The 23,420-nt window shown below is 70.1% G+C and carries 13 protein-coding genes; 2 read left to right on the plus strand and 11 right to left on the minus strand.

Annotated elements, in window-relative coordinates; all coding sequences use genetic code 11:
• Positions 1–9 precede the first annotated feature (9 nt).
• The 3 genes from OIC96_RS32805 to OIC96_RS32815 all read right to left on the minus strand — a co-directional run bounded on the left by OIC96_RS32805 (position 10) and on the right by OIC96_RS32815 (position 8,791).
• On the minus strand, positions 10–5,568 hold the full coding sequence (locus tag OIC96_RS32805; RefSeq protein WP_330304391.1) for a hypothetical protein: 5,559 nt from the start codon (positions 5,566–5,568) through the stop codon (positions 10–12).
• Positions 5,565–7,001, minus strand: coding sequence for a lipase/acyltransferase domain-containing protein (locus OIC96_RS32810; RefSeq protein ID WP_330304390.1), 1,437 nt, complete (start codon positions 6,999–7,001; stop codon positions 5,565–5,567). Before OIC96_RS32810 ends, OIC96_RS32805 begins: the two co-directional genes overlap by 4 nt.
• 503 nt (positions 7,002–7,504) lie before the next feature.
• Positions 7,505–8,791 carry a hypothetical protein gene (locus OIC96_RS32815; RefSeq protein WP_330304389.1) on the minus strand — a complete coding sequence of 429 codons (1,287 nt, stop codon included), beginning with the start codon at positions 8,789–8,791 and terminating at the stop codon, positions 7,505–7,507.
• 234 nt (positions 8,792–9,025) lie between these two features.
• On the opposite strand from OIC96_RS32815, the gene OIC96_RS32820 reads away from it, so the two are divergent.
• The gene (locus OIC96_RS32820; RefSeq protein ID WP_330304388.1) at positions 9,026–9,766 is read left to right on the plus strand and encodes an SDR family oxidoreductase; all 741 of its coding nucleotides are present in this window, start codon (positions 9,026–9,028) and stop codon (positions 9,764–9,766) included.
• A 6-nt stretch (positions 9,767–9,772) separates the two neighbouring features.
• Here the strand turns inward: OIC96_RS32820 and OIC96_RS32825 are convergent, their stop codons facing one another.
• On the minus strand, positions 9,773–10,522 hold the full coding sequence (locus OIC96_RS32825) for an SDR family NAD(P)-dependent oxidoreductase (RefSeq protein ID WP_330304387.1): 750 nt from the start codon (positions 10,520–10,522) through the stop codon (positions 9,773–9,775).
• A gap of 220 nt (positions 10,523–10,742) precedes the next feature.
• Between OIC96_RS32825 and OIC96_RS32830 the strand changes: the two genes are divergently transcribed.
• Complete coding sequence (locus OIC96_RS32830) at positions 10,743–11,687, plus strand: alpha/beta fold hydrolase (protein WP_330304386.1); 945 nt, start codon at positions 10,743–10,745, stop codon at positions 11,685–11,687.
• A gap of 124 nt (positions 11,688–11,811) precedes the next feature.
• Here the strand turns inward: OIC96_RS32830 and fxsT are convergent, their stop codons facing one another.
• The 7 genes from fxsT to OIC96_RS32865 all read right to left on the minus strand — a co-directional run bounded on the left by fxsT (position 11,812) and on the right by OIC96_RS32865 (position 23,361).
• Positions 11,812–15,756 (minus strand): FxSxx-COOH system tetratricopeptide repeat protein, encoded by a 3,945-nt coding sequence (gene fxsT, locus OIC96_RS32835; RefSeq protein WP_330304385.1) that lies wholly within the window; start codon positions 15,754–15,756, stop codon positions 11,812–11,814.
• Positions 15,753–17,066 (minus strand): TIR-like protein FxsC, encoded by a 1,314-nt coding sequence (locus OIC96_RS32840; RefSeq protein ID WP_330304384.1) that lies wholly within the window; start codon positions 17,064–17,066, stop codon positions 15,753–15,755. Before OIC96_RS32840 ends, fxsT begins: the two co-directional genes overlap by 4 nt.
• A 93-nt stretch (positions 17,067–17,159) precedes the next feature.
• Positions 17,160–18,152 carry an AAC(3) family N-acetyltransferase gene (locus OIC96_RS32845; protein WP_330304383.1) on the minus strand — a complete coding sequence of 331 codons (993 nt, stop codon included), beginning with the start codon at positions 18,150–18,152 and terminating at the stop codon, positions 17,160–17,162.
• Positions 18,145–20,301: a radical SAM/SPASM protein FxsBH, inactivated beta-hydroxylase extension form gene (gene fxsBH / locus OIC96_RS32850; protein WP_330304382.1), complete on the minus strand. Its 2,157-nt coding sequence runs from the start codon at positions 20,299–20,301 to the stop codon at positions 18,145–18,147. The genes OIC96_RS32845 and fxsBH overlap by 8 nt, the downstream gene beginning before the upstream one ends.
• Positions 20,302–20,442: 141 nt before the next feature.
• The gene (locus OIC96_RS32855) at positions 20,443–20,604 is read right to left on the minus strand and encodes a hypothetical protein (protein WP_330304381.1); all 162 of its coding nucleotides are present in this window, start codon (positions 20,602–20,604) and stop codon (positions 20,443–20,445) included.
• Between the two features lie 202 nt (positions 20,605–20,806).
• Complete coding sequence (locus OIC96_RS32860) at positions 20,807–22,285, minus strand: sensor histidine kinase (protein ID WP_330304380.1); 1,479 nt, start codon at positions 22,283–22,285, stop codon at positions 20,807–20,809.
• A gap of 38 nt (positions 22,286–22,323) precedes the next feature.
• The gene (locus OIC96_RS32865) at positions 22,324–23,361 is read right to left on the minus strand and encodes a rod shape-determining protein (RefSeq protein ID WP_330304379.1); all 1,038 of its coding nucleotides are present in this window, start codon (positions 23,359–23,361) and stop codon (positions 22,324–22,326) included.
• Positions 23,362–23,420: the final 59 nt, after the last annotated feature.

Below are 23,420 nucleotides of genomic sequence, written 5' to 3' on the forward strand. Positions count from 1 at the left end.
GCCGGCCGGTCATCCGGCATCGGAGGCCGCTTCGTCTGCCGTGGCCTCCGCCGGATCCGCGGTGAGGATGCCGGCGAGGTGATCCAGCGCGGCAGCGTGCTCCGAGCGGCGGCGGGCCAGGGCGCGCAGGCGCGCCGCACCGGCTCCGCGCTGCACCTCGGAGCCCTGATCGGCGGCCTGGCCCATGAATTCCGCGGGACTCGGGGAGGCGTGCGCTTCCTCGGTCGTCACCGGGAAGAACAACTCGTGCACCGCGATCACATAGGGCGTGACGAAAGGTATGCGGGTGAGCATCGGGACCGCCAGGAGGAGCCAGTGGAGCCCCTCCAACTGCCCCTGCTCGATGAAGTCCATGGCCGTATCCACGGCCGTCGACGGATCGGTCACGGCATCGTAGATGTCTGGGATATCCAGCTGCTCGGTGAGGCCGAGGATGCCCAGATGCTGACGTGACGCCGGGTCGTCCGAGAAGGAACCGAGCAGTTCCCTGACAAGGGGGTCATTGGTCAGAGCGGGGTGCTGGCCGAGGAACTCCAGGTCCGCCGGCCAGGTGGGAGTGGCGAGCCACCGCCTCACCAGGTCTGAGGCGGTGTGGAATGCGCGGTTCTCGTCCAGTACGCGGTCAAGGCCGCGTTCTGCGGCGGCCGTTGTCAGGTCTGCGAGGTCGGTGAGCGCGGTGGCCTCCGGGTACACCACACGGGCGATCTCTAGGGCGGCCTGCTCCTGCGGTGTGGTCACGAGCGCGTACGTCCGCTTGAGGAAGTCCTCCTGCTCGGTCCAACTCCCGGCTGAAAGCCACTGGTTGAATCGCTCGACGGACTCATCCGGGAGCTCGCCCTTTGCCCAGGTCGGCAAGTCCTTGCGCGCCTGCTCCAGAGCCGGCCGGTACAGCGAGTCCTGCCGCAGGGTGTTGACGAGATCCCGGACTGCACGGCGGGCGCGTCCGGCCCAGGTGGGGTCGGTGGTCTCGTCGGCGCGTCGCGCGGCGGAGAGCAGGTCCGCAATGGCACCGGCATGGTCATCCTGCGTACGACGCCAGTTGCTGGCGCGGGAGACGAGTAACTCGGCTTGGGGGCCGGACGGGAACTCGGAGATCACCTGGTCGGAGGTGTGGAGAGCTGCTCGATGGTCGCCGGTCTGGCTTTGCTGGTTGGAGAGGTTGTTGAGGGACATGGCGAGGTTGGGGAGGTAGGCGGGGCCGTTGGGTCCGGTGGTGAGGGCGCGGCGGATGCTGACGGCTTCGGTGATGGAGGTGAGTGCGGCCTGGTGGTCGCCGGTGTTGCTCTGCTGGTTGGAGAGGTTGTTGAGGGACATGGCGAGGTGGGGGAGGAAGGCGGGGCCGTTGGGTCCGGTGGTGAGGGCGCGGCGGATGCTGACGGCTTCGGTGATGGAGGTGAGTGCGGCCTGCTGGTCGCCGGTGTTGCTCTGCTGGTTGGAGAGGTTGTTGAGGGACATGGCGAGGTCGGGGAGGTAGGCGGGGCCGTTGGGTCCGGTGGTGAGGGTGCGGTAGTTGTCGACGGCTTCGGTGATGGAGGTGAGTGCGGCCTGCTGGTCGCCGGTGTCGCTCTGCCGGTTGGAGAGGTTGTTGAGGGACATGGCGAGGTCGGGGAGGAAGGCGGGGCCGTTGGGTCCGGTGGTGAGGGCGCGGCGGATGCTGACGGCTTCGGTGATGGAGGTGAGTGCGGCCTGCTGGTCGCCGGTGTCGCTCTGCCGGTTGGAGAGGTTGTTGAGGGACATGGCGAGGTCGGGGAGGTAGGCGGGGCCGTTGGGTCCGGTGGTGAGGGTGCGGTAGTTGTCGACGGCTTCGGTGATGGAGGTGAGTGCGGCCTGCTGGTCGCCGGTCTCGCCCTGCCGGACGGAGAGGTTGTTGAGGGATCCGGCGAGGTCGGGGAGGAAGGCGGGGCCGTTGGGTCCGGTGGTGAGGGCGCGGTAGTTGTCGACGGCTTCGGTGATGGAGGTGAGTGCGGCCTGCTGGTCGCCGGTCTCGCCCTGCCGGACGGAGAGGTTGTTGAGGGATCCGGCGAGGTGGGGGAGGAAGGCGGGGCCGTTGGGTCCGGTGGTGAGGGTGCGGTAGTTGTCGACGGCTTCGGTGATGGAGGTGAGTGCGGCCTGGTGGTCGCCGGTGTTGCTCTGCTGGTTGGAGAGGTTGTTGAGGGACATGGCGAGGTTGGGGAGGAAGGCGGGGCCGTTGGGTCCGGTGGTGAGGGCGCGGCGGATGCTGACGGCTTCGGTGATGGAGGTGAGTGCGGCCTGCTGGTCGCCGGTGTTGCTCTGCTGGTTGGAGAGGTTGTTGAGGGACATGGCGAGGTCGGGGAGGAAGGCGGGGCCGTTGGGTCCGGTGGTGAGGGCGCGGCGGATGCTGACGGCTTCGGTGATGGAGGTGAGTGCGGCCTGCTGGTCGCCGGTGTTGCTCTGCTGGTTGGAGAGGTTGTTGAGGGACATGGCGAGGTCGGGGAGGTAGGCGGGGCCGTTGGGTCCGGTGGTGAGGGTGCGGTAGTTGTCGACGGCTTCGGTGATGGAGGTGAGTGCGGCCTGCTGGTCGCCGGTCTCGCTCTGCCGGTTGGAGAGGTTGTTGAGGGATCCGGCGAGGTCGGGGAGGTAGGCGGGGCCGTTGGGTCCGGTGGTGAGGGCGCGGCGGATGCTGACGGCTTCGGTGATGGAGGTGAGTGCGGCCTGCTGGTCGCCGGTTTCGCTCTGCTGGTTGGAGAGGTTGTTGAGGGATGTGGCGAGGTGGGGGAGGTAGGCGGGGCCGTTGGGTCCGGTGGTGAGGGTGCGGTAGTGGTCGACGGCTTCGGTGATGGAGGTGAGTGCGGCCTGCTGGTCGCCGGTGTTGCTCTGCTGGTTGGAGAGGTTGTTGAGGGATGTGGCGAGGTGGGGGAGGTAGGCGGGGCCGTTGGGTCCGGTGGTGAGGGCGCGGCGGATGCTGACGGCTTCGGTGATGGAGGTGAGTGCGGCCTGGTGGTCGCCGGTGTTGCTCTGCTGGTTGGAGAGGTTGTTGAGGGATGTGGCGAGGTGGGGGAGGTAGGCGGGGCCGTTGGGTCCGGTGGTGAGGGTGCGGTAGTGGTCGACGGCTTCGGTGATGGAGGTGAGTGCGGCCTGGTGGTCGCCGGTGTCGCTCTGCTGGTTGGAGAGGTTGTTGAGGGACATGGCGAGGTGGGGGAGGTAGGCGGGGCCGTTGGGTCCGGTGGTGAGGGCGCGGCGGATGCTGACGGCTTCGGTGATGGAGGTGAGTGCGGCCTGCTGGTCGCCGGTCTCGCTCTGCCGGTTGGAGAGGTTGTTGAGGGACATGGCGAGGTCGGGGAGGAAGGCGGGGCCGTTGGGTCCGGTGGTGAGGGCGCGGTAGTGGTCGACGGCTTCGGTGATGGAGGTGAGTGCGCCCTGCCGGTCGCCGGTCTCGCCCTGCCGGACGGAGAGGTTGTTGAGCCAACCGGCACGTGCTGCCAGAACTTCCTCGGACGAATCTTCCAAGTCATCTGGCCGGGAACGGTCGGTTGCGATCAGTGCGAGTCCCCGCAGGTTGCTGTGTCCAATCGGGAGTGTGGCGGCCAGTTCGGCCAGTGGCAGCGGTGTCGGCTCGGCAGAGGCAAGGGATTCGAGGGCCTTGACGAACGGACCTCCCTGCGCGGCGGCCAGCGAGAGCGCCGGCTGCCACAGCTCGGAGACCGCTTGCAAGGCCGAATGCGCCAACGTGTCAGCGTCCGCTCCGCCGCTCGCTGTGGCGAGGCGTGACACGCTCACGCAGGCGTTCAGTTGCTCGTCCGTGTCCGCGCTCTTGAGGCATGCGCCGAACAGCTCGCGTTTCGTGCGGAAGACGGCTGACACGAGGTGGGTGCCCAGTGGGTCGGGGCGCACCGCGACGGTGCCGTCCTCGGGCGTTGTGGGCAGCAACTCCTCCAAGAGGGCAGTTACTTCGTCACGCCGCTTGGTGTCGCCGCGGAGTTCGGTGATGGTCGTGAGAACGTGATCGAGCCGGTCCTCTCGCGGGGCGAGCAGACTGACGCAGGCTCCCGCCTCGCGCAGCATCTCCCTTGTCCGCTTGGAGGGTTTCCCGATCTGGGACTTGTACGTACGCACCCAGTAGTCGAGTTCGTGCTTGAGGATCTTCTCGTACAAGGGCTCCTCGGAGGTGGGCGTCTCGGTGTTGTCGTCGGAGCCTCGGGCGGCGAGCCAGGCCAGCATGACCAGGTCCAGGGTGGTCCAGCGGCCGGAGTTCGGGTCGGGCGGCGGGGTGCTGCCCATGACCGTGGTCTCCGTTGCGCCGAAGGACCGCAGGGCCGCGCGGTAGACGCCGGCCTGGCGGGGATGACGGGCAGCCAGGGGCAGTTGCTGCACCAGCAGCCGTCGGCCGTCGTCCTCAAGCGCGTTGGCGATCTCCTCGTCCCACCAGCCGCCAATGGAACGGGCGGTCAGCAGGAGGCAGGTGGGTGCCTCGCGATCCCGCAGCGTGCGGAGCACGTTGATCACGTCGGCCGACTTGTGGTCTTCGGCGTAGTCGACGACCACCATGAGCGGGGAGGCGACACGGCTGAGCCACACACAGTCCTGGAGGTCGGGGTCGCGTGCGAGGAAGCCGGTGAACCAGCCGGTGCGTGCCAGGCGGTGCGCGAGTTCGGCGGCCAGGCGGGTCTTTCCCGCTCCACCGACGCCGTGGAGCAGGGCGATACGGGTGCGGGGCCCTTGGGGATCAGGGGCCTGGAACCAGTCCTGGAGGAAGTCGAGTTCGTCGCGGGGATGGAAGCGGATGGCGTCGTGGCGGGCCCAGAGGAGTTTCAGCGGCCCGGTGTCGTCGCTGCCCTCGGGGATGGGCTGGTAGGGCGGTGTGAGGACCTGAGTGCGCGGCTGATCGGGCAGAGGCAGCGGTTCGCCGTACTCGTAGCCCAGACCCACGTCGAGCGTGACGCTCAGCCGACCTTCGTCGGCGGCCTGCCGCAGTAGTACGGCACCGTGCGCGACAGACTCGGCCCAGGACTGCTGCCGACGCCGCCGGGGGTCTGCGGAGTCGGGCCGGGAGGCGACGCCGGTGACGTCGATGGCGAGGAAGGCTCCGGGGGCATCCTCGGTGTCGGCGAGGTCGTCGAGGAAGTTGGGGGGAAGCGTCTGCCAGTCGGGGTCCGGTTCGTCGGCGCGGTAGTCCCGGTCGGCGTGGTTCGACCAGGCGCCGTCCAGCCACACGGCGACCAATGCGTGCGCGGGGCCGCTCTGGCTTCCCGCCGTGATGAGGATGAGCGGATGGAGCCCGGCGTCCAGGCAGGCTCCTGCGAAGCTGACGGCGAGGTCGAGGCAGGTGCCGTGCCGGGGCGACGTCAGTACCTCGTACGGCGGGCGAATGGTCTGGCGTCCTGGGTCGCTGGTGGTCGGCTCGTCGGCGTAGACGATCCTGCGGGTGGCGAAGGCGTCGTACAGAGCGCGGGCACGGTCGATGGCGGGGCTGTCGCCAGGGGCCGGCATGTCTGTGCCGAGAAGCTGAGCCGGTGTCCCCGGTGTGCTCTCGCCGTGGCGCTTGCGCTGAACGTAGTCGAGCAGGGCCTTCGGGTCGTCGCTCGGCCAGCGCCGCCATGCCGTGCTCATGGGGCCACGTCCACGTCTTCGGTGCTGACGACGCCCAGGACGTCCCCGGCGTTCAAGCGGTTCACGGCCGGGACGTGGATGGCGGCCGCCTCCACCGCATACGTCCCCGCAGGCAGGGGCGGCAGATCGGTCTGCCAACTGCCGTCCACGCCCCTCGTGCACGGCTGCCACTCGGCGCCGCCTGGGCTGCCCTCGCGGGCGCGGGCACGGACCTGTACTCGCGTGCGTTCCTCCACCGGGGCCCCGTTGAGGGTCACGCCGACGCGGATCGGTTGGCCGGCCGGGGCTGTTTCGTCCAGGTCGAGTCCGAGCCATGGCCGATCCGGCTGATCTCCGCGTACTGCCGTGAGCGGCTGTCCCTCGTACTCGGCCAGGATGTCCACCGCCACGGACGTGGACGCCAGGGCCATGTGGCGTTCCGCAACCGCCCTGCGGGCGCGTTTGTCCTCCTGCTCGATGGGGATGGCCGAGATCGCCGGGACGGTGCCGTCGCCGCGCCAGTCGGTGTTGGGCAGCCAGGACGCCGCGTCCTTCGTCACCGAGATCCCGGCCGGCGAGAGCAAGGCCCGCTGGAGTGTGCCGTGTCCCCGCCCGAACACCGCCGTCACCTCGGGGCAGTCCGGACCGCCGTACAGGTCATTCCAGTCCGTCTCGATGTCCTCGTGGACGCTTCGGGCCGACTTCGCCTTCGCCGCGAAGCCTGGAACGAAGGCCGTGGCCTCCTCCGTCAGCTCGTGCGGGGCCAGTGCCGCCGCGCCGCCGGGCTGTCCCACCGCCGGATAGCGCGGCAGAAGCTCGTACGCCGACGGCCACTGACGCAGCACATCCGTCAGCCCGCCCAGCCGCTTGGGGCCCACCGTCAGTCCGTTCACCAGAACGTCCAGTGCCTTCGGTGCGCCGCGGTGCGGGGTGCCGAGCGTGATCAGGGCCGCGCAGTCGGCCGCGCCGCCGAGAGGGCCCAGCCAGTAGCGGGCGACCAACCCGCCCATCGAGTGCGCCACCACGATCACACGCCGACGGCGGGCGCTGGTGTGCTCGCCATCGAGACGTGCCCTGATCTCGTTGCGCAGTCGTTCAGCGGCGTGCCGGATGCTGTGGCGGAAGTCGTACGGAAAGAGCAGCACATCCGCCCGCCGGTCCGGCTCGTATCCGGGCCGCGCGACGTCCACGCGTACATCGTCGAAGCGGCTGCGGAGCCTGCGGACGAGGCCGTCGTATCCAGGAACGACGAACGGGCCGACCAAGGTGATGTCCGGCATCAGCCCAACGGGAATTAGGTCCGGATGCGTGTCCAGGCCGAGCCGTGTGGGCCGGGTAGCCGCGGCGATGAACCGCCGGCGGTGCTCGTCCCAACGGGCGGCCCCCTCCACCGTCTGCAGGACACTCCCGCCGATTCCGGGCACCACGACGACAAGATGCTTGAGCGAAGCCACCGACGTTCCCCCGTTTCGCACGCGCCACCTGGACGTTGGGGCCGAGGTGACGGCCAATCAGGGTACGAAGATAGCGCCGGATCAGGCACGTTCGGCAGGGATTCACCGCATTCGGAACCGAACCCCATGCCGCTCGCGGGCCGGTACCGGAGTCTGCGTCCTGCTGCGGGAGTACGGGTGTCCCGGTCGGATCCTGCTCCGGGGGTAGGAGGGACGCCTCCGTGGGCACGATGTGTCTGGGCGCGTCGGCGAGGACGCTGGGCTCATCAGGCATGAGGAGGGCGTCATGAACCGTCAGATCCGCATCCGTACCAGCCGTCGGCCCGCAGCTCCCCGCGATCTGACGATCGACCGGCGGACGCCCTCGGGGCGAGTGCTGCCGTACTGACCTGCTGTCGTACTGGTCTGCTGTTGTACTGACCTGTCGACCGGGAGCGGCCCGGCACGCCGAGGCTGAGCTTCAGCTCGACGTGCCGGGCCGCTCCCGGTGGTTGGCTCAGCCGTTACCGGCGGGCCGCGCGCCGGCGTACCAGCACGACCGCGCCCGTGCCGGCGACGAGGGCCGCGGCTGCCGCGCCCGCGAGGGGCAGGGTCGAACCGGAGCCGGTGCTGGCCAGGTCGCCGCCGGTGGTGGAAGAGGTGGAGCTGCCCGAGGTGCCCGAGGTGCCGGTCGTCGAGGAACCGCCCGTGGTGGAACCGCCCGTGGAGCCGGAACCGCCGGTCGACGAGGTGCCGGAGCCTCCGGTGGACGAGGTCGAGCCGTCACCGCCCGTCGAACCGGTACCGCCGGTCGAGCCGCCACCGGTGACGTCGAGTGTGATGGCGGCCGTGTCGTTCGCCTTGTTTTTGTCGAACGGGCGGGACTCCGTGTCGAGCATCACGGAGCCCTTGGCTCCCGACACCACCTTGTTGATCTTCAGCGTGAAGTCGTAGGCCGTGACCTCGCCCTCGTTGAGCCACGACTGGCTGGTGCCGCACTCGTAGCTTCCGGAGCCGACCTTCTTGCAGTGGGGGGAGGTCTTGGTGACCGTCGTACCGGCGGGCATGTCGATCAGAACCTTCGACACCGGGTGGCCGCCGGGCTTCAGGACCCAGCCCGGCCCGGCGTTGGTGAACTTCGCGTTCAGGCTGACCGTGTCGCCGACGCGGCCCGTCAGGTTTCCTCCGGTCACCTGGAAGTCGGCCGTGTTGTCCGCGGTGATCTCCACATCGGCCGCGTCCCATTCGGGGTGGTCCGCGTCGCCGGCGCCGGGCGTGGCACCGGTCTGCTCGACCAGCTTCACCGCGGGGCCGGTACCGCGCACGGGCTCTTCGGCGCCGTCGTCGCCCCCGGAGTTGTAGCTGGTGACCGCGACCCGGAGCTTGTCGTACAGCACCCAGTCCTGGGCCTTCAGGGTCAGCGTCTTCTCCGGTGCGTAGACGACGCCGGGCTCCACCGTCTGGTCGAACTCGCAGACCGCGTCGGAGTAGCTCGGGGCCTCGTCGTAGGAATGGATCTCGTAGCGGAGGCAGTTGGAGGGCAGCTCCGTGTGGGCGAGGCCGCGGGTGACGTTGTACGACAGCCAGACCTTGTCGAGCGCCGCCGAGCCCTTGTTGGTGAAGGCGAGCGGAACGTCGAAGCTGCTGCCCGGCTTTATGCCGTCGGTGACGGAGACCGGGCTCAGGGCAAGACCGGGTTGCGGGTCGTCCGCGGCGGCCGCGGGCGCGCTGCCCAGTGCGACGAGAGCGACGGCGCCGATCGCGCCGGCGGTCTTGCGGAGCGTGTGACGGTCGGTGGCGGTGCGGAGCATGAAGGTCCCTCTGAGGTAGCTGAGTTATCCGGGTCAAGCGTCGGGTTACGCGTCGGAGATGGATGGGGGAACGACTGGGAAACGCCGGCGCTCGCACATCTGACCGTCGTGGCCGCCGAAGGGTTGTACCGCGGTGGCTCCCGGACCAGGGGCGTCGGGGGTCTGCCCTTCGGGCCGGACTCGTGATAGAAGCGGCGGAAGGGGATTGCCGGTTGACGAGAATGAGGTTCTTCCATGAGGGCTGTGGTGGTCGGGGCGTCGAGTGGGCTGGGCCGGTGCATCGGGGTCGATCTCGGGCGTCGCGGGGACCAGGTCGCCCTGCTGGCGCGCCGGTACGACCGGCTGGTCGACGCGGCGAAGGAGGCGAGTCCGGGCGCGCTCGCCATCGCCTGCGACGTGACCGACGAGTCGTCGTGCCAGGCGGCGATCGAGGAGGCCGCCGCCGGGCTGGGCGGCATCGACGCGCTCGTCTACGCGACCGGGGTCGGGCCGCTGGCCCCGATCGAGAAGCACGACGCCGACACCTGGCGCCGTGTCCTGGAGACCAACGTGATCGGTGCGGCAGTCGTCACCAACGCCGCGCTTCCGTATCTCGCGGCCTCGCGCGGTGTCGCCGCCTACCTGTCCACACTCGGCGCCACGCTCACGCCCGCCTGGCCGGGGTTCGCCGGCTATCACGTGAGCAAGGCGGCCCTGGAGAAGCTCGTCGAGGCGTTCCGGGTCGAGCACCCGGCCGTGGGGTTCACCCGGTTCGTCGTCAGCGACTGCGGTGGGGGAGAGGGGGATGCCCGGACCGAGTTCAACACGGGCTGGGACATGGCGTACGCGGCCCAGGTCATGCCGGTCTGGAGGCAGCGCGGCTATCTCAACGGCGCCCTGCTGGAGTTGGAGGAGTTCCTCCGCGTCTTCGACACCGTGCTGCGCTGCGGCGGCACCATCCCCGAGGTGACCGTGATGCCTCGCCCGCCGCTGTAGGAGGGCCTAACGCCCCAGTGCCGCACCGCCGTTGATGTGGAGGAGCTGGCCCGTCAGGTATGCCGCCTCGGGTGAGGCCACGTACCGGATGGCGGCGGCGATCTCCGACGGGTGGCCCGGCTGCCCCGTGAGGGACTGGGCCACCCGGGACGCGACGAACTCCGGGGTCGCGCGGTCGCCGAAGAACTCCGTGTCGCCGACGAAGCCGGGGGCGACCGCGTTCACGGTGATGCCCTCGGAGCCGAGGCGCTGGGCGAGGTCGTACGTGTACGTGTTGATCCAGCCCTTGGAGCCGCCGTACGAGCCGGGGCCGCGCAGCGAGGCGATCGAGGAGAGCTGCACGATACGGCCGCCGGGGCGCCGGAGGTGCGGAAGCAGAGCCTCGGTGAGCAGGACCGCGGTCAGGACGTTGGCGTCGAAATTGCGGCGGTAGCTGTCGGCCACGGAGGCGAGCGAGCCGTCGTGCGAAGGAGCCACGTTTCCGCCCGCGTTGGCGACCAGTACGTCGACGGGGGTGTCGTCCGCTGCGATGAACTTCCTTGCCGCACCGACCTGTTCGGGGTCGGCCAGGTCCGCCGCGTACCAGGACGCGGTCCCGTCCCCGTGGCGCTCGTCCAGTCCCTCGGCCGCCTTGCGCAGGATGTCCTCGCGACGGCCCAGGAGCACCACCCGGTCGCCGTCCGCCGCGAACGCCTCCGCCGTCGCCAGGCCGATTCCGGTTCCGCCGCCGGACACCACCACACGCCGCCCGCTCATACCCATCCCGCCCGTCTTCATTCTCGTCCCCGGATGTGAATGCAAATCACATGTACGTACGGGATGCGACGCTACGGAGGCTGCGGTACGGCGTCAAGTGGCTTGATATGAAGCTTGGTTGACCTGCGGATTCGTTTCGCCGTACGGGCTGGCGGGCAAGGATCGTGCAGCGTTTGTCCCGGTCCACCGGGCCGGGGGAAACCGGGGGAGGGGGAGCACTGTGCGTGACCATGTGCGGACGAGGGACGGGCGGCTGCTGCGCGTCGAGGTCTCGGGGGATCCGCGCGGTCGCCCGGTGTTCCTGCTGCACGGGATGCCCGGCAGCCGGGTCGGACCCCGGCCGCGGTCCATGTTCCTGTACCAGCGCGGCACCCGGCTCATCAGCTACGACCGTCCGGGGTACGGGGGTTCCGACCGTATGCAGGGACGCCGCGTCGTCGACGTGGTGCAGGACGTGGCGGAGGTCGCCGACGCCCTGGGCATCGAGCGGTTCGCGGTGGCCGGGCGGTCCGGAGGCGCTCCGCACGCGCTGGCGTGTGCCGCGTTGATGCCGGAGCGGGTGACTCGGGCCGCGGCGCTGGTCGGGCTGGCGCCGCGCAATGCCGAGGGGCTGGACTGGTTCGCGGGGATGGCGCCGTCGAACGTCAATGAGTTCCGGACCGCGTTCACCGATCCCGAGCGGTTTGTCGCTCGGCTGATTCCGCGGTCCGCCGCGATTCGGCGGGATCCTGTGCGGTTGCTGGAGGAGCTGCGGCACGAACTCACCGATGACGACCGGCAGATTGTGTCGGACAACACGATCCGGTCGATGCTGTTGCGCAACTACCGGGAGGCGTTGCGGACTTCGCCGTACGGGTGGGTGGACGACGCGCTGGCGTTGACCGGGCGGTGGGGGTTCGAGCCGGCGGAGATTCAGGTGCCGGTGTTGCTGTGGCACGGGGTGAAGGACGTGTTCTCCCCTGCCTCCCACTCGTCCTGGCTCGCGGCGCGCATTCCCCGGGCGACAGCGGTCCTCGAACCCACCGCCGCCCACTTTGCCGCGCTACGGGCCCTTCCGAAGGTCCTGACCTGGCTCCTCGCCGACCCCACCACCGAGAGTCTCGCCCCCGCCGCCCCTACCCGTCCCATCCGCACCTGGGGGCTGCGCCCCCAGACCCCCGCTTAAACGTCGGCTGCGGGTGGGTGGGGGCTGGTCGCGCAGTTCCCCGCGCCCCTTAAGGGGCGCGGGGAACTGCGCAATCTTTTAAGCGCACCCCCACCCACCCGCACCCGACACACAACCCCCAGGGTCACACCGCCAGCGGCTCCAGGTCGCGGTAGATGCGCCGCTCGTCCGCCGCCACACGCGTCATCCCGTTGTCGTCCCCCAGCAGCGCCCGCAACTCGGACAACGCCTCGTCGCGCAGACGACGGGCCTCGTCCTTGCGCCCCAACGCGGCCAGCGTCAACGCCGAGTTGGTGACGATGGCCAGCGTCTCGGGATGGTGCGCTCCCAGCACCGTTCGGAGCGTGACCACGGCGTTCTCCTCCAGTTGCCGGGCCTCGGCGAGACGGCCCTGATCGGCGAGGACATTGGCGTAGTTGATGCCGGTGAAGAGAGTGTGCGGGTGCTGTTCGCCGAGTACCTCGCCCATGCGGCGCAGGACTTGGCGGAACACCGTCTCCGCCTCCTCGGTGTCGCCGCAGCCCCAGTGGAAGATCCCGAGGTTGTTGAGCGCGGCCTGGGTGTAGGGGTGGGCCTCGCCCGGGACCTTCATGTACTCCGCCAGCGCCTCGCGGGCGACCTCGCGCGCCGCCTCCCGCTCGTCGGCGGCGAACAGATCGGCGGCCATGTTGAGGTCGCAGGCGAGCGAGTCCGGGGTCGACGTCGGATACTGCGCCCGGTACTGCGCACGCGTCGCCGTAGTCAGCCGCCGGGCATCCTCGAACTGCCCGGCCCTGCGCAGCGACACGGCCAGCGACTTGGCGCAGCTCAGTGTGCCGGGGAACTCCTTGCCGAGGATGCGCTTGTGGGCGTCGTACGCGCGGGAGAGCAGCGAGACCGACTCCCCGTACCGGCCCACCTCGCGGAGGTCGCGGCCGAGGCGGGCCGCCGACGCCAGCGTGTAGGGGTGGTCGGGGCCGAGCACCTCGATGCGCCGGTCGTAGGTGTCCTGGTCGATGACGCGTGCCTCGCCGTAGCGGCCGACCATGCGCAGGGCGAGCGCGAGGTTGTTGGCGGCGCTGAGGGTGCGGCGGTGCGACTCGTGGAAGATCTGGCTGAAGCCCTCGTGCGCCTCGCGCGCGAACTCCACCGCCGATCCGTACACGCCGAGTGCCGCGAGGTCGCTGGCGAGGCCGGACATGGTGACGTACGTGTGCGGGTGGGACGGGCCGAGGACACGCTTCTGGCGTGCCAGCAGCTCGGTGTTGATCTCCCGGGCCTCCACGTAACGCCCTTGGGAGCGCAGCACGTTGCCGAGCTGGCAGCGCAGATACAGATACTGCACGTCGTCCTCGCCGAGGATCGGCTTCCAGTGGTCGAGGAGGTCCTCGGCGAGCGCCTGGGCGCCGGGGAACTCGCCGCGCTTCCACAGGTAGCGGACACGGTCGATGAGCAGCCTGCGGGTCTCGGCCTCGGTGCAGTTGCGGGCGTCGGAGGCGCTCAGGTGCGGCCAGATGACCGCGAACCGCGGCCAGGTCTCGGGGTCGTCGATCGGCTCGTCACCGTCGGGCCGGCAGCCCGCGAGCACGGTGTGCACGACATGCCGGGCGTGCCGCTGCTCCTCCTCGGTCAGTTGCGAGCGGATCACCGCCTGCACCAGCCGGTGTACCTGGATGCTGTTGCTGACCTGGTCGACCTTGGCGAGCGCGAACCGGCCGATCTCCCGGATGACCCGGCCGAGCAGCAGACTCTCCTGGAGGGCGGGGTCGTACGGCTTGAGGGCGTCGATCATCTCCTTGCTGTAGAGCAGATGCGAGGAGATCGGCTCGGCGGCCAGGAACGCGCACAGTTGCAGCAGGCGTACCGAGGCGGGGGAGCGTTCCTTGAGCCGCGCTATGGAGATGTTCCAGGTCGCGGCCACCGTCTTGGGGTAGTCGGGGGGCTGGTTGAGGTCCAGCACCTCCGTGGTCTGTTCGGCCAGCTGCCGCAGATACTCCTCGATGGGCGTGGCCGTCTCGGCGAGCCAGGCCGCCGCCTGTTCGACGGCCAGCGGCAGATCGCCCACGGCGGTCGCCACCTGGTCGGCCTCCTCGGCGGTGAGTCCCGAGGCGCGCCGGGTGAGGTGCTCGACGCTCTCCTCGCGCAGGAACACGTCGATGGGCAGGGAGGCGCCCTGCTGCGCCCAGGCCTGGTTGCGGGAGGTGACGAGGATGTGCCCGCCGCCTCCGGTCGGGAAGTAGCGGGTGAGCCGGCTGGGGTCGTCGGCGTTGTCGAAGACCAGGATCCAGCGCTTGGTCGGCGCCCCGCGGGCCAGCATCTGCACGGCTTCCTGGCTGGCCACGTTGATGTCCTCGCCGCCGGGCGCCCCTATGCGGGCGGCGAGTTCGGCGAGCGAGGAGACGACGTTGCCGGGGTCCTCGGCGGAGATCCACCACACGAGGTCGTAGTCCGCCATGAACCGGTGCACGTACTCCAGCGCCACCTGCGTCTTACCGACGCCGCCGAGCCCGAACAGAGCCTGCGGCTGCGGCAGTACGACGGACATGCCGCCGCCGAGCTGGTCGCGGACCCGGTCCAGGATGACGTTGCGGCCGGTGAAGGTGTTGTTGCGCTGCGGCGCGTTCCAGATGCCCGGGGTGCTGCCGGGGAAGCGGGGACCCGAGGGGCCGCCGTCGACGGGCCGGCCCGGCAGCTCCAGGACGTCGAGCAGCGCGGTGATGCACTGGGACTCGTCGAGCCGGTGCAGCACGACCGGGTTGTGGTCGAGATACGACTCGGGCAGCCGGACCTCGTCGACCCGCAGCGGGACCAGTGTGCCGCCGGCGGCTCCCATCGCGTCCATGTCGGATTCGATGAGGGCACGCCACACGGCGTCGGCGTACCGGGACTTGCGGAAGGCGTTCGACAGCAGCACGAGGGTGCGCGTCGCCGGATCCTGGTGCTCGACGGGTCCGGTGGAGATGTCGTGCGGGACGACGTTGCAGCCGACCCGCTTGAGCAGCGCCTCGGCCCAGTCGGCCCACATCCGGTTCTCCGCCGCGTACACGATGACGACGTCGGCGGCCGTCGTCATCGGCCGCCGCCGCAGGAACGCGTCGCGGCAGCGCAGCCGCACCGGCTCCGGCACCGGCGGCAGCGTGGTGACCTCGCCGTCCGAGATGACGGCGGTGAGCCGCTCGAAGGCGGACAGCAGCGAGTTGGCGATACCGCTCTCGTCGCCGACGGTGGCGAGCGTCTCCTCGTACGCGTAGTACGGGCGGTACGGGATCTCGACGGCGCCCCAGTACGTGGTGAGTTCCTCGCCGCCGAGCTCCTCGCCCCCGAGCCCCTTGGGCAGCCCGTCGAACTTCAGCCGGGCCAGTGCCCGTCCCGCGTCGACCTTCTCCTTCTCGCCCTCGTCGATCCGCATCGGCACGGGCAGCACCCGGATCTTGCGCTTGCGGTAGCCGTCCTCGACGCTGCGGGCCACGGCCGCCGCGCCGTCGAGGGACTGGTCGCTGAGCGTGAAGCAGTCCACGAGCACGTCGGGCATCTGCATGGTGCAGATGTCGGCGTTGTCGGACAGCCCGGTCCGGCTGTCGATGAGGACGTAGTCGTACGACGCCTTCATGTCGTCGCGCAGCGCGTCGAGGAACAGTCCGCCGCCGAGCCGCTCGTAGAAGTTGTCCCACTCGAACGACGAAACGGTCGCGGAGTACGAGCGGTCCTGGCGTCCGGCGGAGAGGAAGTCGAGCGAACCGCCGTCCAGGAAACGCAGCCCGAGCCGTTCCGGCGTCAGGGAGATGGCATGCCGCTCGACGCGCGCGAAGTCCAGATGCCAGGCGCCCGAGCGCTGGGTTCCGGTGGTCGCGGCCCAGGCGTACTCGTTGATGATGTCGATGACACCGGTGGTGGCGGCCAGCGCGTTCGGGTCGAGGAAGGGGTGGAAGAAGCGGAAGAGTCCCGGAGCCTCCAGGTCCCAGTCGACGGCCAGGACCCGCTTGCCGTTGGCGGCGAGGATCCACGCTGTGTTGGCCAGGGCCATGGTGCGCCCTGTGCCCCCTTTGTACGAGTAGAAGGTGATGATCCGTCCGTCCTGCACGGCCGTCATGCTTCTTCTCCTCCGTGGTCGGATCCGCCTTCGGGGAGCGGCGGGTGGGTGGGGCCCATCAGACGGGGCCGGCGGATCGGCGGGCCCGCGGGCGGATGCGCCTCGGCGTGCTTGAGGTACTGCCGGGTCGCGTGCGCGACGACGGCCGGAAGGACGTCGGTGAAGGCCTTCAGAGTGGGTACGCCGTTGACGGCGACCCGGCAGTCGGTACGCCGGCCCCGGTCCAGGATCGACGGCAGTGTCCGCTCCAGGTCGGCCGCCAGTTTGCGGCCCTCCTCGCCGTGGCACTGGATGTCGGCCCGGTTCCAGGGGACGATCGCACTGACCCAGGGGCGGGCGTTCGCGTCGAACGCCCTGAGTCTGCGCTGCCGTTCCTCGTCGGTCAGCGCCCACCGGTCGATGAGCAGAATCCCGGGGTGGCTCGGTGCCGCCTTGTCGGAGTCGTCCGTCACCAGGGTCTCGCCGGTGTCCTCGTCGTCGAACGACGACACCGTGATCCGGTAGTCGAGGGACCGGATCAGCTCCTCGGCGAGCGAGGGCAGCGGCCGCGTCGACTCCGAGTGGTACGGATTCCAGTCCTGGGCGTCCTCACCGTAGGGGCGGGTGTCACGGTGCTCGGGGATGCTGTGCCGGGTGGGCGCCGCGACGGTCAGATGGATGCGCCGGGGGCCCTCGCCCCGCGGCTTGAACGCGCTCGGCGTGCTCTCGTACGGGCGGGGCCTGCTGGACGGCAGCGGCGACTCCTGGGCGACCCGCACGATCCGCTGGGCGAGCCCGAGGACCGTCTCCTCGTACTCGTCGTGCAGCCGGTTGAGTTTGATCAGACCGTAGATCCCGTTGGCCGCGTACCGGTCGCCGAACGGCGCGTGATCCACATGGATATGCCTTACGGAGTCCGGGAGTTGGGCGTAGTCGATATGCGTCCACAGCGCGGGGACGATGGCGGGCACGGCACCGGAACCGGTGGCCCGGGCGCGCAGAATACGTTCGTTGAACGCGAACCATTCCCGGCCGCAACTCTCACTGGTGAAGTATCGCGGCGAGAACAGCGGCACGAACACCCGGCATGAAGCGAGATTCTCACTGAGCTTTTCCGGCCATCCGTCACCCGAGCGCATCTCCCGGTCCATGAAACCGGCGGGCGCGCCCGCGGGGAGATCCGTGAGCGCCATGATGTGGTCGCACAGGTCCGTGAAGAGGACGTGCACCCAGTGATCCGGATCGCCGTTGCCGGGCCCCCAGGCCGGCGTGTGGGCGTAGCTCAGGAAGAAGTACGGCCGGTTGTCCGATGCCCGTTCAGGTATGTCCACGTGCCCCCCTGCCTGTGGATGTGCCCTTACGGGATGTTCACCTGGCCGGAACCAACAATCTTCCCCACCGGGCGCCCGCACGGGTCGCCTCTTTCACGTCAATCCATGGCGATATCCAGACATCTGGACTCCCGCCCGGTCGACCGCTTCCCGCATGCCGAAGAGCAGCACCGCTTTCCCCGCCATTTCCCGTTCCGTCACGAGATCACGCCGCAGCAGGTCCCCGATCGCCTCGAAGTCCCCGTCGTACAGCTCGATGTCCTGGTACGAGGTCCAGTTGCCCTTCTCGTCCACCACACAGTGGTACGCCCGTTGCGCGGGGGTGGGCAGCATCCGGTACTCGGCGAGATGGAACGCGCTGCACGCCTCGAACCCCACGCGGAACAGCAGCACCTGGGCGCCCGCCGTGTACAGCTTGGCCAGCGGGGAGCGCTCGCCGAGATGGCAGTGCGGATCGTGCTCGGCCAGCAGCTCCTCGGCCCGGCGGCCGAGCGCGGCCAGCGAGGTGTGCGGATGCCCGCTGCGCACGGCGCCCCGCGTGGTCCAGACGCACTCGGCGAGCACGCCCATCGTCGGGCAGGCGGTCATCCCGGGATCGAACGGAGGCACCGACGCCCGGAACTCCTTCTCCTGCGCCTCGGACATCCCGTGGGTGAGCGCCTTGTACGCCCGCGAGGTGAACGAGTTCTCGGGCGTGAAGGTGGGCACGACGAGCGTGCCGTCGGGGCCGAGCACATCGAGCAGCGCGTCCCGTACGTCGGTGTCGCGCAGCCCCGCCCCGCCGAGGGAGGCGTGCACCATGAGGATGCCGCCGCGCACGACGCCCAACTTGCGGAAGAGACGGACGAGTTGGCGGCGATTGGCAGGGCTGGCCAAGGGAGCGCGGTCGAAGGCGCCGGCCGGCCGGGTGTGGCCGAGAGGGCTGGTCGGCCGGGTGGGGCCGAACGGGCCGGCCGGCGGGGTGCGACGGAAGGGGTTGGCGGGCGGGGTCCGTCGGAACGGGTTGGCGGGCTGGGCGCGGCGGAAGAAGTCGGCCAGCCGGGCGCGGTCGAACAAGTCCGCCAGTTGGGTGCGATCATCAGCCACAGTGGATCGCCCACTCGGCTCGCAGCTCCTCGGCCAACACCGCGCCCGTCTCGGTGAGTTCACGCCCGGGACGGGCGGCCAGCCGCTCCAGGGCGCGGCCCGCCCGCTCCAGCGCGGCGGCGCGCTCGCCGGTGCCGCCGTCGAAGTACGTGGCGTTGCCGAGCTCCCGGCTCGCCTCGTCCAGCAGCCGCCCGGCCCCGCTGCCCGGCACATTCAGATCCGCCGTCACCCGCAGCGCGGTCAGCCGCGCCAGCCGTCCGGTGCGCGGCAGTTCCCGTACGAACTCCTCCGGTTCGAAGTCGACGGCCACACCGAGCGCGCCGAGCCCGTGGGCACCGAGCCGCACTCCCGAGCCCGCCACGAGCGGGGTGACCGTGGTGACGAGCGGCGCGTTGAGGCCGTCACGCCATCCGGGCGTCCGCTCGTCCATCAACTCATAGGCCGCACACAGCCGTTCAGTGAACGAAGTGAAGTCGCCGGGGGTGAGGGGAGGGACGACGGGCACGGGGTAGCAGTCGCGGAGGGGGTCCGCGTCGTCGAGGAGTAAGCGGGTGTCGTCCGGGAGGCGGACGGTGCGCAGAGGATGCCATGCGGTGGGGGTGCCCTCGGGGGAGCACTCGTCGCCGGTGGCGGTCCGTACCCGGAGCCGGCCCGCGGTCACCGCGACCTCGATCCGGCCGGGCTCGGGGAGAGCGAGGGTCCCCAGCGTGGGAAGGTGCAGCTCGGGAGCGGTCTGGTCCCAGGTGAGCTTGAGGTCGGCGCGGGCGCGGACGGCGACCGCGACGGCCGCCGCGGCGAGCGGTGCGACGGTGGCCGGGTGATGGAGGGAGTGTCTCAGCGCCGTGTGCACATAGGGGTGAGCGAGAACGTCGTCGACGTAGGGCACGACGTCCGCGGCGCCGTCCAGATCCAGGAGGGCCCGCCACAGGTCGTCCCAGTCCGGCTCCGCGGTGTGCCGGGCCGCGACGACAGCGAGCAGATGCCGGTTCAACTCGCCATGGGCCCACCAGAGTTCGGCCTGGCTGTGCACGACAGGGGAGAGTGCGCGCTCGGTGATCCGCTCGGCGACACCCTCGACGAAGACGCTCAGGTCGGCACAGAAGACGGACGGATTGTCGAAGGCCCGCTCACTGCTGTACCGGTGCGCGTAAAGCCCTCCGCCGCACGATTCGACCACCGGGCAGCGGCGGCAGGTCTCGCTGACACCCTCCAGGCCCAGCTGGCGGGCGCGTACGCCGGGGTGCCGTGCGAGCTCCTCGAAGGTGTGCCGGAAGACGTCGTAGCCGGTCGCGGCGGCGCCGTCGTAGGCGGTCTTCAGCGAGTCCGCCTGCTCGAAGCTGCCGTCGGTCTCCACCACGGCCAGATCGCTGGGGGCGAGCCCCATGGCCTCCGTCAGGCTCGGGCCGCCCCGCAGGGTGCTGAGGACCGAGTCGAAGGTCCGCACCGACACCGTGCGCCCCTGCCGGTCCCAGTGGTCGAAGATCCTGAGGAGCCAGTCGGCGTACGCGGTCGGTGAGGCCGGCGGTCTGTGCGGTGGGCTGTCCCAGGTCGAGTGCGGAAGCAGATAGTCGATTCTGGGCGGATCGAGCGACACGAGGGCGTCGTGCACCGCGAGGGGGTCATTGGCGATGTCCACGGTGCACAGCAGGCCGCTGTACAGGTGCCGGTACTCGGGAGAGCGCAGCAGGCTGATCGCGCGCAGCACCCGGTCGTAGCTGCTGCGCCGTCTGCGGTCGAGCCTGTGACGGTCGTTGGCCACACGGTCGCCGTCGAGCGAGACGCTGACTTTGACGCCGAATTCCTTGAAAACATTCAGGTGCCGGGAGTTCAGCTGGACGCCATTGGTATGAATACGGAGATCGAGCGTGGTGACCGGAGTGATGGTGCGAGTGAGTTCCGCACAAATGTTTCTCATCCGGGTGGGCCCTACGAGGAGGGGTTCACCGCCGTGAAGGATCACGGAAACGGACGGCAGTTCATGTGCTTCCGCATATGCCGCGAATCTGCGGGCGACCATTCCGAGCGTTTCTTCGGAAATTACGGTCGGGCGCCCTTTCCAGCTCTGGTCGGCATGCTCGTACACGTAACAGTGATCACAGGCGAGGTCGCACCGGCTGTGGATCTTCAGGACGAGCTGCTGCAGTTTCACCCGCCGAAGGCTAGTGGCACCGGAGGGGGGTGTGTAGCACGAACTTCTTGATCACTCAAGGCAGTTGGGGGCTCCGGCGCACAACTTTGGGCACACCGGCGGTCGTGCTACCGCCGGTGTGCCCAAGGTGAAGTGTGTCGTCTAGAGCGCCGAGTCGAAGGTGATCGGCTTGACCGGACGCCTTCCGGGGATGTCCGCCGCTCGTCCGGCAGACGGGGCGATGGCCGACAGGGGCGTGTGCGGCTTGCGCACGGGCCGGAGGGCGGCTGGTTGGTGCGTCGTCGGCGTCACCGAAAGGTTCATGTGAGGACTTTCGAGTCTGGTTGGGGATATCTCTTCTTCTTAGGCGGACCCTACATGAGATCAACAGTAATGGCCTGCGGGATCAGCCGATTCCACCTGAATAATGTGAGGTTTGGTTGACAGCAATGCGGGAGACGACGGAACGCGGGTCGTTACGCTGTCCGGGTGAATCCGGGACGTCAGTTCGGCGGGTGCCCGCGGCTCACAGCGGTGACTGCCAGGTGACCGTCGTGCCCGTGCCGCCGTCGTCCGTGGCGCCGTCGTCGTGAACCGTCAGGCGGACCCCGGCGCGGCCGTCGGGCAGGGACGCCGTCGAGTCGACCGTGACCTCGATGACGGACACCCCGGCGCGGCGCGACGCGGCGGCCAGCGCACGGCGCAGGCTCGCCAGCAGCTGACCGGCCACGGGCTCCGAGATGCGGCTCTCCACAGCGCCGGCGAACCGCGTGGACGGCTGGAAGCCGAGGACCGCCGCCGCGCCCGCCGTCTCGCGCAGCACCTTGCCGCGGAAGCTGGTGGGGGCGTCCGCGGGCGGCTGCTGCAACGCGAAGATGGCCGTGCGGACTTCCTGGATGGTGGACTGCAACTCGTCGACGGCCCGGCCGAGGACGGCGTGCACCTCCTGGGCCGACCCGTCGCCCATGCTTCTGCGCTGCGTGGATTCGAGCATCATGCCGGTGGCGAAGAGCCGTTGGACGACCAGGTCGTGCAGGTCACGGGCGATGCGGTCGCGGTCCTCGTAGACCGCGAGGCGCTCGCGGCCGTGCTGGGCGTCGGCGAGGACCAGGGCCAGCGCGGCCTGCGAGGCGAACTGCGTGGCCAGCAGCCGTTCCACGGAGGTGTACGGCTGGTCGCCGCGCCGGCGGGGCAGGGCGAGCGTGCCGATGAGGCGGCCGTCCGCCTGGAGCGGAAGCATCATGCTCGGCCCGAAGCGCGTGCGTACGTGGGTCGTCATCCGGGGGTCGGTCGCGGAGTCCTCCACGAACACCGGCTCGCCGCCCAGGAGTTGTTCGAGGACGGGACTGCCGGGCGCGATGGTGGTGCCCACGATGTCCCTGGGGTCGTCGTGCGTGGAAGCGGTCACGATCTCCATGCCGCCCTCCGCCGTGGGCTGGAGGATGACGCCCGCCGAGGCGCCGGCGAGGATCCGGGCCCGTTCGGCGACGGTCATCAGCGCGTCGGCGGCGCTCTCGCCGGTCAGCAGCGCGGTGGTGACGGCGGCGGCACCCTCGATCCAGCGCTCGCGCTGCCGGGCGGTCTCGTACAGCCGGGCGTTGCCGATCGCGATGCCGGCCTGGGTGGCCAGTACGCGCAGCAGCTGCTCGTCCTCGTCGGTGAACACGCCGGCGCGCTTGTCGGCGACATACAGGGTCCCGAACATCTCGTCGTTGACGCGGACCGGGACGCCGACGAACTCGTCCGACCGCCCGACCACGCCCCGGCTGCTGCCGGCGCCGGCGTCGACCTCGGTACCCGCCTCGGTCACGGGCCGGCCCACCGTACGGATCTCCACCAGCCCGTCGTGCCCCGGATCGACCACGCCCAGCGCCGCGTACCGGGCCCCCGTCAGCTCGGCGGCGCCGTCCACGAGGTGCTGGAGCGTGGCCCGCAGTTCGAGGTCGGTACCGACGCTGAGGACAGCTTCCAGAAGCGTCGGGAGACGGGGCACGGGGTCGGTCATACGAGGCCCCTCGAAGTCGGCCCTGGTGCGAGCGCGGTTCAGTCCGCCAGCGGGTCCAGGGCCAGCGGCTCGATCTTGCCCTCCAGCATGTAGCCGAGGCCCTGCACGGCACACACGTCGGGCCGCTCGGCGATGTGCACCGGCATCCCCGTCGCCTGCCGCAGCATCTGGTCGAGCCCCGGGAGCAGCGCGCTCCCGCCGACCATCATGATCCCGCGGTCCGCGAGGTCGGCCACCAGGTCGGGCGGGCAGGTGCGCAGCACCTTGCCGATGCCGTCCAGTACGGCGGTCAGCGGGGTCTGGATGGCATCGCGTACGGCGGCGGTGTCGACCTGCACGGAACGGGCGAGGCCGGTCGCCACGTCCCGCCCGTGGATCTCCGTCGACGCCGGGCCGTGCGGGGTGAGCCCGTTCCCGGAGAGGGCGAGCTGCAGGGGGCGTACCGCCTGACTCGGCAGCATCAGCTCGTGCTGGTGGCGCAGGTGCTGCACGATCGCGTGGTCGACGGCCTCACCGCCCACCGGGATGCGCTCGGCGGTGACGATCGAGCCCAGTGACAGCACGGCGAGCTGGGTCGCGGCGGCCCCGCACACCATGATCATGGTCGCTTCGGGCCGCTCGACGGGCAGACCGCAGCCGACCGCGGCGGCGATGAGCGTGTCGACGAGTTCGACCCGCCGTGCGCCGAGCCCGACGAGCGTCTCGATCGCGGCGCGCTGCGCCAGCGGGTCGGCGTCGTGCGGGGTGCAGGCGGCCGCCCGCAGCCGTGGCTTGCGGCGCAGGGTGCGGCGGACCTTGTCGCCCAGCAGCTGGCGCAGCATCCGCTGCGCCATCTCGATGTCGACGACCGAGCCGCCGGTCACCGGCCGCATGACACGGATGTAGTCGGGCGTACGGCCCGTCATCTTCTCCGCGAACTCGCCGACCGCGATCAGCGCGCCCGTCCTCGTGTTGATCGCCGCGACGCTCGGCTGATCGACGACCAAGCCCGCGCCCTTCACATACACACGGGTCCTCGCCGCGCCCAGATCGACGGCGAAATGACAGCGGCGCAGCTGCTCCAGACTGGCGGACATGGCAGTTCCTCCCGAGAGCGCAGACCGTGGGGCTCCGCCGGGCGGCGGTCCTCTCTCGC

This window comes from Streptomyces sp. NBC_00775 (assembly GCF_036347135.1).
Taxonomy (GTDB): domain Bacteria; phylum Actinomycetota; class Actinomycetes; order Streptomycetales; family Streptomycetaceae; genus Streptomyces; species Streptomyces lutosisoli.

Excerpts from the sequence above, each read along its gene's own strand:
- OIC96_RS32805 (WP_330304391.1), bottom strand. The coding sequence starts at position 5,568 with ATGAGCACGGCATGGCGGCGCTGGCCGAGCGACGACCCGAAGGCCCTG.
- OIC96_RS32825 (WP_330304387.1), bottom strand. The coding sequence starts at position 10,522 with ATGAGCGGGCGGCGTGTGGTGGTGTCCGGCGGCGGAACCGGAATCGGC.
- OIC96_RS32865 (WP_330304379.1), bottom strand. The coding sequence starts at position 23,361 with ATGTCCGCCAGTCTGGAGCAGCTGCGCCGCTGTCATTTCGCCGTCGAT.
- OIC96_RS32860 (WP_330304380.1), bottom strand. The coding sequence starts at position 22,285 with ATGACCGACCCCGTGCCCCGTCTCCCGACGCTTCTGGAAGCTGTCCTC.
- fxsT (WP_330304385.1), bottom strand. The coding sequence starts at position 15,756 with ATGACGGCCGTGCAGGACGGACGGATCATCACCTTCTACTCGTACAAA.
- OIC96_RS32855 (WP_330304381.1), bottom strand. The coding sequence starts at position 20,604 with ATGAACCTTTCGGTGACGCCGACGACGCACCAACCAGCCGCCCTCCGG.
- OIC96_RS32815 (WP_330304389.1), bottom strand. The coding sequence starts at position 8,791 with ATGCTCCGCACCGCCACCGACCGTCACACGCTCCGCAAGACCGCCGGC.
- OIC96_RS32820 (WP_330304388.1), top strand. The coding sequence starts at position 9,026 with ATGAGGGCTGTGGTGGTCGGGGCGTCGAGTGGGCTGGGCCGGTGCATC.